This window comes from Ignavibacteria bacterium, assembly GCA_015709655.1.
Taxonomy (GTDB): domain Bacteria; phylum Bacteroidota; class Ignavibacteria; order Kapaibacteriales; family Kapaibacteriaceae; genus OLB6.
The window spans coordinates 1,246,254-1,257,090 of the sequence record CP054181.1 but is presented as its reverse complement, the minus strand read 5'-3'; the positions used below and the strand labels follow the sequence as shown (position 1 = coordinate 1,257,090).

Sequence of the window (10,837 nt, the reverse complement as noted above, 5' to 3'; positions counted from 1 at the left end):
CGTAATCAGGTACTACAATCCATGAATAATCTGCTTATCGTAATCAGGTACTACAATCCATGAATAAACTGCTCATCGCTGTTGTCGTTGCTGTTGCCATGCTGCTCCCGTATCCGGATGCCCGGGCTTCGTCGTCCGGTATCGTCGGCAGATCTGTCCTGACTCAACCGGGCTGCGGTAACTCGTCGTGCCATGGCACTGTATCAGCCGAGGTCCAGGTATCGCTTCCCGGTACTGTTAATGGTAAACTGTACGTATTGCCGGGTGCAACGGTGAGTCTGATGCTCCGCATTTCGGCTATCGGCATGAAGGCTGCGGGCTGCGATATCTCGGTTAAAACTGAGGTAAATGGTAAAACAAATGCGGGGACACTCATTGCACCTCAGGGGTCGGGGCTTTGGACGATGAAGGGCGAGCTGACGCATACGTCATCTAAAAAAGCAACCAACGGAGAAGTTGAATTTAACTTTCAGTGGATGGCTCCCTCTGAGGAAGGCACATGCTACATTCATGCGGCTGCTAATGCCGCAAATATGGATGGAAGCACCAAGGGTGATAAATGGGCCTTCCTGGAACCGGTTGAAGTACAAGTAAACGCAGCAAACAGCGTAGCCGAAACCGTAAGCCCCCTACCATCAATCTCGCCACTGCCCGCCCATGACAGAGTAACTGTTTCTGCACCAGCAGAGCCTGGCTCAACGGTGGACGTAATAATTTTAAATGCACTTGGTGAATGTGTTGCACGGCATACCGAAACTGTTAGCAGGGCACAGTATGTGTTTACCTGGGATTGTCGTACAACAAGCGGACAACCCGCGCCCCCGGGCGAATACATTGTTGCCATTTTGAATAAACGAAATCTGTACTCAGGAAAATTGATTGTGGTTCGTTAATATCCCCATGACGTTGTCCACCAGAACATATCGCGGTCTGCTGCTCGGCATCATTAGCGTATTGGTCACACTGCCAACATCTGCTCAGTGGGTTAAAGCATCACTGCCACTGCCGTACAGTACCGGATACTACCTGGACGTATTCTTCCTGAAGTCCGACCCACGGTACGGATGGGCATGTAGTATCGAAGGTTATGTTGTGCGCACCACCGATGGCGGGATAACATGGCGCGGTTCCCAAACATCGCGTAAGTTTCTGGAGTACATACAGTTTCTTACCCCGCTGATCGGCTATACTTCGGGTCCGGCAGGCTTGTATAAAAGCACCGATGGCGGCGCCACATGGCGTGATATTACACCGCCCGACCCCAACGGTGAGCAAGGCTGGGGCAGCTACTTCCTGAATCAGAATGAAGGAGTGTATCTGGTAGGGGGCTGTGCCACAAGTGTTCAGGCGTTCTACAGGACCACGGATGGCGGTGTTACCTTTACTGCGAGTTATCAAACAGAACCACGCAGCGGCTTATCCGATGCTCTGCTGTATGATGATGGCAGCGGCTACGCTCTAAGTAGTGGTGTACTTTGGAACACCTCGGATTATGGACGCTCCTGGCGGAAATATGCTAAAACACCCAGGAAGGTGTGGCATGAAGAATTGTCGATTGTCGGGTCCACCATTATGATTCCGTGGACCGGTGAAGACTGCGCAGGAGCCGGATCAAAAAAGGGTGGAATACTCCTCTCGCATGATAAAGGTTTAACGTGGACCGATGTTAACATTGGGGAAGCAATGTTTGGTACGTTTTTAATTGATGAAAAACGTGGCTGGGCCGTAGGCGACAATAAAACCGTTTACTATACAAGTGATGGCGGTCTCTCATGGATAAACAAGAATTGTGGCGTTAGCGGTAACCTTGACGACATTTTCTTTATTGGTGACTCAGTTGGCTGGATCGGCGGCAGCGGGTTGTACAAGTATGTACCGGTACGGGACTTTAAAACGGTTTCGATAATGCCATCGGACACTACCTTAACGATTTGCAGAACCGACAGCGTCCTGCTGACGGCATCTGCCGGGTATGCACTATACACATGGTCAGACGGCGTACAGGGGCAGAGCAGGTACGCCTCCGCTGCTGGTACATATCGCGTGGTCGCGTATGACACCTCGACCTGTTTGGAGTCATCTGATTCAATAACGATACGGCATTATCCCGAAGATCCCGCCCAGATCATTGCTCCCGTGCTGGAAGTATGCCAGGGCGACAGTGTCAGACTCGAGTTCAAGGGGAACGCTGTTAGTCAGAGGTGGAGTACTTCTGACACTGCTAAAGTTATTTATATCTCAACAACCACCAGTGTATCGGTTGAATACACCGATGTATTTGGGTGTTCGTTTACGCTGGGTCCTGTTGCCATTACAGTTCATCCAAGGCCTGACCCCGTAATTACTACAAACCGGAACACTACAATTTGTCGAAGCGAAACGATTACCCTTTCAGCTCCCGAAGGGTACACCTCGTATGAGTGGAGTAACGGGGCAACCAGTAAGGATATCACAGTTTCACAACCCGGTGAATATACCGTACGAGTTCAGGATCAGTACGGATGCACTGCTACGTCTGCATCAGTGACCATTGTAGTGCTGGATATTGAAAACAGAATTGAACTGATGTCGGCACTTACTCCGGCCTTTGTTCTCCCTGAAACCACCGTGGGCAGTGCTCGCTGTGCAGATGTGCTTATCAGAAACAAGTCCACCAGCGAAGAGCTTGTTATCAGCAGGCCACTGTTGGTACATAACCTGTGGATCAGCATTCCGCAGGCACAGTTGCCAATCCGTTTAGGCCCGTTGCAGACCGGCCGGATCACACTGTGTTTTGCACCTGTTGACACCGGTGCCGTTGCCGATACGCTAATTCTGCCAGACACCTGCAGTCCGACAATCATCCCGGTATTAGCTCGCGGAGCCGGGGAGTTTTTCAGTGGCACCTCCCGTTGCGACGTAGCCATCAAGACGTTTGTTTACAGGGCGGGCGTCTCTCACTACCTCTCGAATCCATATCCTCAGCCGGCAAACAGCTCTGTGCAGCTCACGATTAAGCCCGCTCTGCAGAATGTAAGGGCAGTACTGGTTGATTTTCTGGGCAGGCATGTGGCCGAAGCAGAGGTAACCGTGTCAGGCTCTGAGACGGCGATACTCTTCCGCACTCACGGAGTTCCTGCCGGAAGGTACGCTGCCATACTGATGGGTGACCAGGGAGAAATGACCTCGGTACCGGTAGGGATAATCCATTAGGCATTACCTGAAAAAACAGTAGGTTTGCAGAACATGAAATCAACAAATTCGTTAAATGTGATGATGTGGTAGATGAAATTTATGGCTACAATTGTATCTCTAGACCCACGGGTTACCCGTTTGGGAATTCCCGCAGACGCACCTGCCCAGATACCAGAAAAGCAGGAGCTTGACCAGCTTCAAACGTACGAGGTATTTCATCAGCAAAAGAGTGGCGCACATCATACCCATGTAGGCAATGTACACGCACCCAATGCCGAAATCGCCCTCCTAATGGCCAAAGAAGTGTATGGACGACGCGGGCAAACCTACAACCTCTGGGTAGTGAAAACTTCAAACGTGGTAACCATGGATAGCAGCGACGCAGACGTATTTGCAACGGCACCAGAAAAGGGGTATCGCGATGTAGCTGCCTACATGGTACGCGAAAAGCTGGATGCATTTAAGAAAGAACAGCAAAACCGACAGTGAGAATGAAACCATATTCGTTTCATCCGTCAGCCAGTTGTGATCGCCGAAGTAATTCAATTGAGAACCATACCCTATACTTGAAAAGATTATGAATACCGACGTTGTAAGTAAACTACTGTTACGCATTGCCGACGATGAGCTCATCATTGCCCATCGTCACAGTGAGTGGACCGGGCTTGGTCCGATTCTGGAAGAAGATGTTGCGTTTTCGTCAATCGCGCAAGACAAGCTTGGCCATGCTCAGGCCCTGTATGCCCTGAATCATGAGCTTTGTGGTGGCCCGGCACCCGATCAGGCTGCTTTTCACCGCAGTCCTGAGGAATTCCTCTGCTGTCAGTTCGTAGAGTTGCCAAATGGAGAATATGACTTTAGTTTGATGCGTCACTTTTTATTTGATGCCGCCGAATTTCTCCGGTTTGAAAACCTGCGTAACAGCTCGCTGGAGCCGTTAGCGAAGTTAGCCGTGAAAATCCACAGCGAGCTGAAGTATCACCTGTATCACGGTAAAACGTGGGTTACACAACTCTCCGGTAATGGTACGGCAGAAAGTAAGGCAAGGATGCAGGAAGCGCTGAACTATGCCTGGCCGTATGCTCTGGGAATGTTCGAAGGTGGAGACCACGATGTCCCGATTAAGTCCGGCAAACTATCAGTTCCGGAATCTGAGTTGCAGAAGCTGTGGCTTGATTTCGTGGTGCCGGTGCTCACTGAAGCCGGCTTAACCATACCGGCAGATGCTAAACCTGTTTATGGTGGACGCCAAGGCAAGCATAGCGAATATCTTGCACCGTTGCTGGAAGAGATGACGGAGGTTGTTCGCATCGATCCGGAAGCGGAGTGGTAAGATGACGAAGGAGGACGTGCTTGAAGCACTGCAGGCAGTAAAAGATCCTGAAATTCCTACCATAAGCGTCGTTGACATGGGCATTGTAACCAATGTTAGTGTTGACGGTGACGCGATTGCCGTAACGATGACACCAACGTTTGTGGGGTGTCCGGCTATCGACGTGATGCGCTCCGACATCGAGGAAGTCTGTAAGGGGCTTGGGTTTGCCCGGGTCAGCGTCCAGGTTACGTTTGACAAACCGTGGTCATCTAACTGCATCAATGCCCGTGGCAGACAGGGGTTACTCAAGCATGGCCTGGCGCCACCTGCAGAACACAGTGGTAGTTTAGGGCCGGAACTGGAAGAACTAAACCATATCCCGTGCCCGGTTTGCGGCAGCTCCGATACAAAGCTGGTGTCGCCTTTCGGTCCTACCCTCTGCAGAAGCATTCACAAATGCAACAGCTGCAAGGAAACATTCGAGGCATTCAAGCCTGCATAGGACGTTGCAGCTTTTTGAACAGCGTACAGGTATGGTTGGGTTACAAGTGCAGAGATGCCTGCACATAGAACTGCGTTCCTACCAGCCCGGGGATCAGCATTGGGTTCAGGACGTTTAACGCATTATTCATACCGGCACCAAGCATCAGCCGCGTTTGTCCCAGGAGTACTGTATGTGTTACTGCGACATTCAGCACGGTATATCCCTTAACATATTCGTCCGGACGATCCAGTACCTTCCTCGGCGGATTGCTCATCACGATGCCGTTTTTATCGAGGGATTCATCGCCATAGCCCCCTACAAATTGTGCCCGAATATTGGCACTCCATAATTTGCCGGGAGAATCGTATTGCAGGCGAACGGAGCCACTGTGCTTTGACCGGTTCCAGAGTCCGCCGTATTCGTTAAGCGTTAGCTTATGGGCAATTGTGCCGGCTGTACCGTTCCTAATTGCATTTACTACTTCATCATCGTAGGCATCCAGAAACTGATAGCCGGAACTCAGGGTTATGGTGCCAAGCTCAAGGTTGGAAAATGCAAGGTGGATATTTGCTTCAATGCCCTGGGTAGTAACTTTTGACAGGTTGCGGTAACTGTACACGCTGCGCTCGTCAACAATCCCGTACGGGTAGTATTCGATCAGATTTTCAAGGTCGTTTCTGAATAACCTGATATCGGCATTATAAGCAAGAACGGCAAGGTCAGAGAGTTCGGCTAAACCGTCATCGTACCGGATCCCAAGGTCGTACGATATACTGCGCTCCGGCTGAAGTTCAACGCCAAGCAATTCGGCGCCGATAAGGTCGTAGCCCGCACCCGGCAGCCTGTTGGAGAACGACACAAACAACTGTCGGAAATCAGGTGCCTTAAAGCCTGTTCCCACCGATCCGGTAAATCGGAAGTGGCTGTGTGGCTTCCAGAGCATTGAGAACCTGGGGCTCAGAGCCGCACCGTAAACACTATTACCGTCAAAACGGGCACTAAGCACATACGATATCCAGTCAGTAGGCAACCCTTCCCACTGGGCAAAGCCAACCCAGGTGCGATACATCAGCGGGTTGGTATTTGCGGCGGTATCGGGGATGTATCGTGTTCCTGAAATATCGTCGTAAATAAACTCGCCACCCGCAGTTAGTCTGTCGGCCTCTCCCATGATTAAATCATACTGTGCATACAGCCGGGCAATACGCCGGGTCATGTTATCTATTTTACCTGCGGCACCCTGATCAACGTCAAAATTATAAAGTTCTTCATAATCGGAAGCATAGGCAGTAAGCTGTAACCGTGCTGCATTCTTTGTGTATTCCACGCCTACGGTTGTGCTAAGATCTGACTGTTGCACGCTGCCGCTATTCTTGGAAATCTGACCCTGCACGCTCTCGATAAAGTCGCCTTCAGAGGCCGATGTAAAGTAGCGTCCCCACCCCTTAACAAGCCAGTTCCTGCTAATCTTGTGCTGCATCTTCAGTTGTGCCGTTGCATCGCTAAAGCCTGCATACGGAATGGTCAGGGTATCCATTACTGTTTGGAACTCCGCCGATTTCCGAACGTTAACAAAACCACCGATTTCAGTATTGGGGCTGCCCCAGCCGCCTTCCAGTCTGACTTCTGCCGGGCCTTTGGAAACATACTGCGTATGCACGGAACCGGTGAAACCGTCGTCAGGACGTTTTGTAATAATGTTGATTACGCCTGCAAGAGCTTCACTGCCGTACATACTTGAGAGGGGGCCTTTCACGACTTCAACTCTCTCGATATTGCCTACCGAGAGCCGCGTAAGATCGATGATCCCTGCAACTCTGCCAATTACCGGCTGACCATCGATTAAGATCAGGGTATAGTCCGGGCCCAGACCGTTCATCTGCACGCCGGTGCGTACGTTGCCCTGCATCAGCAGGCCATTCTGCTCTTTTAAGAGGTCGGCCATGTTTACCATTGCCGTTGCTCTGATTTGTTCTTCACCAATGATCTCAACACGCACCGGAGAATCCTTCAGTCGCACATTGTTCCGTGTTCCTGTAACAACAATCTGATCTGCCTGAACGGAGCGCAGGCTGTCAGCCAGGGAGCGATGTGCCAGGGAGTCCGGTCCGGCGGCGGAGAGGGTGCAGAATGAACAAAGGAGTGCATACAGACAAGTTGCGGCACAGCGTGGGTTGAGCATCGCACAAATTTACGGCTGTTAGGTTGTGGCAGGTGCGTTATTACGCAATCGGATAAACTATCGTACCCACAGGATATTTGCGGTAGCAAGGTGCAGTGCTGAGTTTACAACAACGATATAGGGTCCGCTGGCTACGTCATGCATTGAAACCGGAACCACAGTAGCACTGTTTTCGCCAAGCTCCCTGGTGACGGTACAACGTTTTACCATGCTGCCGTCAGTAGCAATCAGTCTGATCTCAAACAAGCCGGGCTCTCCGCCTTCAATGTAAACATCTACACGGTCGTTTATCGGTCTGGGCTGAATGGTTACCGTTGTCGTTGCAAAAAACGTGAGTGCCCGTTCCTGCAGACTGCATCCTGTGATGAGTAACCGGCCGGGTATTCCGGTAGTGGATGGGCAGGTAACGCCGGTCCACCGAATATCTTCCCAGGTGATCGGAGCATCGGTGATACCTCCTGAGAGCACAGTTCCGTAGAGTGTATTAATTCTCTGCTGACTGTTAACGATTTGAATATTATCCTGAATCAGCCTGACAATCTGGTCGCTGTTCCTAAATGAAAAAACCGAGGGCCCGCGATCCAGGTGTGTGGGAGAATAGGCTGCTGCCGGGAACACCAGGCTTGCACGTAGTGTATCGGCAAACATTGGCAGCAGAACCGGGTCAACATTAACAAGAATCGGAATTGCAATGTTGCTGTTTCCGGCTTCGGCAGTAACGGTACCAATACGAATCGAAATTGATGTTGTATCAATAACATAAACTGTGATATAATCGGTGCCCGTACAGTTGTAGCCATCGGTGCCCGTAACCTGATACGTTGTTGTGATGCGTGGGGATGCAATGGGATTGGGAATAGTGGGGTCAGACAGTCCGTCAGTGGGCCACCACCGGTACGTGACGGCACCCGTTGCCAGGAGCTGTGCGGCACTACCCGAGCAAATCCGCATATCGTTGCCTACCGAGACCAGTGCAGGTGCAACAAAAACAGTGGTGGAGTCGGTGCCCACGCATCCGTTCAGGAACACTACAAGTTTGTACAACGTTGTAGTTGCAGGGTTCGCAATAGGGGTTGCCGATGCCGGATCGTCAAGCCCCTCTTCGGGGGTCCATCGTACCGTACTTCCAGGCGGAACAACGGCATTAAGCCGAACCGGTGTGCCCGGGCAGGTATGTACTACGGGTCCGGCGGAAATCATTGTCATACCGATAACACTGACCGTGACCGAATCGGTGACAACGCAGCCGCCCATGCCGGTTGCAGTTACTGTGTATGTGGTTGTTTCGGCGGGCCACGCTCGCACCTGGCTTCCGGTGTCGGTGCTCAGCGACAGAGCCGGCTCCCAGGTAATGGTTTGTGCGTTAGAGGTAACGGAAATTTGAACCGTATCACCTGCACAAATCTGTAGTTGCGCGGGAAGGCTGATTGCAGGTCGGGGGATAACGTCAATAAAAACCGAATCAACTGCCCGACAGTTGCCACTTACAGCAAGCACGGTTACCATTGTAGGCTTGTTTACAATAACGGTTGTTTGATTTGTTGATGAAGGTGTTACACCCTCACCCAGCCATTCAAATGTGGAGCCTCCTCCAACGGCGGTAAGCAATACAGCATCACCTTCGCAGACGCTTGGTGGCGCGTTGATCGTAACGGCAAACGATGTTTCGACGTTTACGCGGACCGAGTCAGTAACCGTGCATGCTCCGTTCGTCATCCGAACATAGTAGGTGGTAGATTCTGTTGGATACACTACCGGTGTTGGCGATGTGGAGTCGGTCATGTTAAGTGCCGGTGACCACACGTATGCAGTGGCACCGGATGCCGACAGTGTAGCGGGTGCGCCGGGGCAAATTGTAACGCTGCCGCCTGCCTTCATTTCGGCGGGTTTAACCAGTACCGTGGCTGTATCTGAGCAGCCGGTGCTATTGGTAGCAATAACGGTGTACACAGTGGGTACGGAAACCGTAACATAGGGATTTGCTATCTTCGGATTGCTTAACCCCGTGGCTGGCTGCCACCGGTAGTCTTCGGCCGCGCCAGCCTGCAACTGGTACGGGACATCCTTGCACACCTCAACACTGTCGGGCAGCTCCAGATCCGGTGGATCACTCACGGTAATAACAACCGTGGTGCTATCACTACCGTACTGGTTGGAAACGGTAAGCGTTGCACGATAAACACCCGCAGTTTTAAAACATACGGTTGGTGACGGAATTCGTGATGATGATGGAATACCACCCGGAATATCCCAGCTGTACGCATTAATGTTTCCCTGGTTTTTATCGCTCAGCTGAACACATCCGTTTGCACAGGTAAAGGCAGGTTCCGAAATGGCAAAGGGCAGGTTGCACGAAACATCAAACGGGATATGTGTAGTGAGGTTCCAGTTCATCGCTTGTGGCAAACCCGACCGGCATTCGCCGTATAAGGTGACGGCATGTTCAGTGATTGATGGAAATTCATCATCGGGTTTAGGAATCGAACTCAGAAATTTCTCACCGAAACGTCCGATATAAATAGCACCGTCAGGTGCAAGTTGCAGAGGTGTGAAATTGGCGGAGCCATTAAAAGAGCCAATAACAGTCCGGGAAGCGATAATCGCATCGCTGCTTCCCGCCTCAAGATCAAAACGCGAAATGAAGATACCCGGTGTGGGCACCAGTGTTGCAGTTGCAATGAACAGATACCTGCTGCTGCGGGAGAAGGCAGCACCGTAGTGGATACCGGTGTTGTCGGTACCAAACAGGTTGATACCGTTAAACAAGGCTCCTGTTGAGCGTGCGAACTGAAACAACTGGGTAGTACCGGATGGTGATGTTATAACAATGTGCCGTCCGTTGGGTGATGCCTGCATTTGCCCTGCATCACGAATTTCGGGCAAGCCAACAATGTTGGACAATACCGGCTTTACGTTGATACCATCTGACTTCAGGTGAAACGAAATAAATGACGCAGCATCCTTCTTTCGTGCGATGATCCATAAGCCCCCTTCATTACAATCGGGTACAGCGGTAATATGTTCTGTAACATCATGTGCCAGTAACACATCACGCACCGCAACATCACCGAACCCGTTGTCGCGTCGCATGTCCACGATTGAGTACTTCAGGCACATGCATTTATCCGACGCCGACGTTGCCGTAATTGGGGCTGGAGTAAAAATGCAGTACACATCCGATGCCCCCGGCCACTGAACTGCCAACGCACTCTGGCTGGTTGAAGCATCGCCGTGAAGCCCGGTTCCGTTTGGCATTGGCAGGTGCATTTTGTTCCACACCGTCTGTCCGTCCGTATAAAACAACAGTGTACCCGATCCCGGATCAGAAATTGTGGCGCACCCTTCCTCGGTATGGATACGGGAGTCGGTAAGGGGCTCGGGCATACCTGACCGAAAGGTAACGCCTGCCTGATTACCGAAATACCAGTTCCAGTACACCCGCTGCGCAACACCATCGGTACCCACGAGTAAAAAAACAAGGGCGGTGATTCCGGCTGTGAGTGCCTTGGTCAGGTGAGTAATGGCAGGAGAATATGGTAAATATGAACACATTGTGTGCAGACATCATTCTCGTCTTGCAATCGTATCTGCAGGATGTACGGTGGCTTAGTACAAGTTTATGGTTTTTTGCACTGAAACCTACAGGGAAGTGCAATTCATGATTTCGAATACCGTAATTTGA

General features: G+C 51.2%; 7 protein-coding genes. 5 read left to right on the top strand and 2 right to left on the bottom strand.

Annotation, left to right across the window (positions count from 1 at the left end; genetic code table 11):
• The first annotated feature begins 59 nt into the window (after positions 1–59).
• From HRU79_05035 to paaJ, 5 genes are all read left to right on the top strand, one after another.
• A complete protein-coding gene (locus HRU79_05035; protein QOJ26043.1) occupies positions 60–893 on the top strand; it encodes a hypothetical protein in 834 nt (277 codons plus the stop codon).
• 7 nt (positions 894–900) lie between these two features.
• Entirely contained in the window at positions 901–3,192 is a 2,292-nt protein-coding gene (locus tag HRU79_05030) for a hypothetical protein (GenBank protein ID QOJ26042.1), read from the top strand.
• Between the two features lie 81 nt (positions 3,193–3,273).
• Positions 3,274–3,663: a hypothetical protein gene (locus tag HRU79_05025; GenBank protein QOJ26041.1), complete on the top strand. Its 390-nt coding sequence runs from the start codon at positions 3,274–3,276 to the stop codon at positions 3,661–3,663.
• An 88-nt stretch (positions 3,664–3,751) separates the two neighbouring features.
• Positions 3,752–4,507, top strand: coding sequence for a phenylacetate-CoA oxygenase subunit PaaC (gene paaC / locus HRU79_05020; protein QOJ26040.1), 756 nt, complete (start codon positions 3,752–3,754; stop codon positions 4,505–4,507).
• A gap of 1 nt (position 4,508) precedes the next feature.
• Positions 4,509–4,991, top strand: a complete 483-nt coding sequence (gene paaJ / locus HRU79_05015) for a phenylacetate-CoA oxygenase subunit PaaJ (protein QOJ26039.1) — start codon at positions 4,509–4,511, stop codon at positions 4,989–4,991.
• A gap of 40 nt (positions 4,992–5,031) precedes the next feature.
• Here paaJ and HRU79_05010 read toward each other — a convergent pair whose 3' ends face one another.
• Together HRU79_05010 and HRU79_05005 are read right to left on the bottom strand one after the other, a co-directional pair.
• Complete coding sequence (locus HRU79_05010) at positions 5,032–7,155, bottom strand: TonB-dependent receptor (GenBank protein QOJ26038.1); 2,124 nt, start codon at positions 7,153–7,155, stop codon at positions 5,032–5,034.
• 57 nt (positions 7,156–7,212) lie between these two features.
• Positions 7,213–10,707, bottom strand: a complete 3,495-nt coding sequence (locus tag HRU79_05005) for a PKD domain-containing protein (protein ID QOJ26037.1) — start codon at positions 10,705–10,707, stop codon at positions 7,213–7,215.
• Between the last annotated feature and the right edge of the window lie 130 nt (positions 10,708–10,837).